Source organism: Micromonospora sp. DT201, assembly GCF_049841575.1.
Classification (GTDB): domain Bacteria; phylum Actinomycetota; class Actinomycetes; order Mycobacteriales; family Micromonosporaceae; genus Micromonospora.
This window is the reverse complement of the sequence record NZ_JBNCKP010000064.1, coordinates 1-1321: the sequence shown is the minus strand read 5'-3', so window position 1 is coordinate 1321 and position 1321 is coordinate 1. Positions and strand designations below refer to the sequence as shown.

1 protein-coding gene is annotated in these 1321 nt (G+C 73.1%); it reads left to right on the top strand.

Annotation, left to right across the window (positions count from 1 at the left end):
• The coding region (locus ACLQ28_RS34405) for a polyketide synthase dehydratase domain-containing protein (protein ID WP_425690430.1) at positions 1–1321 on the top strand (1321 nt) is incomplete at both ends.

The following is a 1321-nucleotide window of genomic DNA, read 5'->3' as shown; positions in this document are numbered from 1 at the left end:
CAAACGGTCGCGCAGCTGCAGGTCACCGTCGGCGAACCCGACGACGACGGCCGCCGTGAGGTCGCGGTCTACTCCCGTCCCGAGGCCGCGGACGAGGACGGCGGACACGTGGTGACCTGCCACGCACGCGGCTGGCTCGCCCTACAGGCGACACCGGTCAGAGCCTTCGGCGCCCAGTGGCCGCCGGCAGGCGCCGAACCGATCGAGGTCGGCGAGCTGTACGCCCGGCTGGCCGACGCCGGCTACGAGTACGGCCCGGCCTTCCAGGGCGTACGCGTGGCGTGGCGCGTCGGCGCGGACGTCTACACCGAGGTGGCTCTCCCCGACGGATACGCCGATTCGGCTGGAGCCTTCGGCCTGCACCCTGCGCTGTTCGACGCGACCCTGCACGGAGGGCTCGAAGGTCTGGGCGGCGGCGACGCTTCCTTGGCAGGGTTGCCGTTCTCCTGGTCCGGGGTGCGGATCGAGCAGCAAGGCGTCGGGGTGCTGCGGGTTCGGATCGGCTCCGCCGGTGATTCCGCGCTGCGGATCGACCTCGCCGACGATGGCGGCCGCCCGGTGGCCGGGGTGGACGGGCTCGTCTTCCGCCCGGCCGAGCAGCTCAAGGGAGCCCGCCGGCCGGGGGCGAACGCGCTGTTCACGCTTGACTGGACCGAGGTCGCAACCACCGCGCGCAGTGGAGCGCAACGGATCGCGGTCCTCGGTGATCTGGCGGGGCCTGGCGAGCGCTACCCGGATCTCGACGCGCTCGACAGTGCGCTCGCCGACGGCCATCCGGTGCCCAACGCCGTCCTCGTCTCGATCCAGACGAGCGGAGTCGCGATCCAGACGACAGCCGTGGCCACCGAACTCCCGGCGGCCGGCGACGTCGCCGTTCACGCGCTCGCCCTGGTGCAGCGGTGGTTGGCGACCGAGGCCCTGGCCACGTCGCGACTGGTCGTGGTGACCCGCAACGGCGTGGCCGTCGGTGACGAGGCGCCGGATCTGGCGCAGGCCCCGGTGTGGGGTCTGCTGCGCAGCGCCCAGTCGGAGCACCCCGAGCGTTTCGTCCTCGTCGACCTCGACGGCGGCGAGGCGCCGCCGTGGGAGTCGTTGCTCGGGCTGGACGAGGCGCAGGTGGCGGTCCGCGCGGGGCGTGTGCTCGCACCCCGGATCACGCCGACCGAGGCGTCTGCGGTGTCCGGTGAGTCCGCGTGGCGGCTGTCGGCTGTGCGAAAGGGGTCGCTGGAGGACCTCACGATCGTCGCGTCGGACGCCGACCGTCCGTTGGGCGCCCATGAGGTACGTATCGGGGTCCGCGCGGCGGGTCTGAACTTCCGCG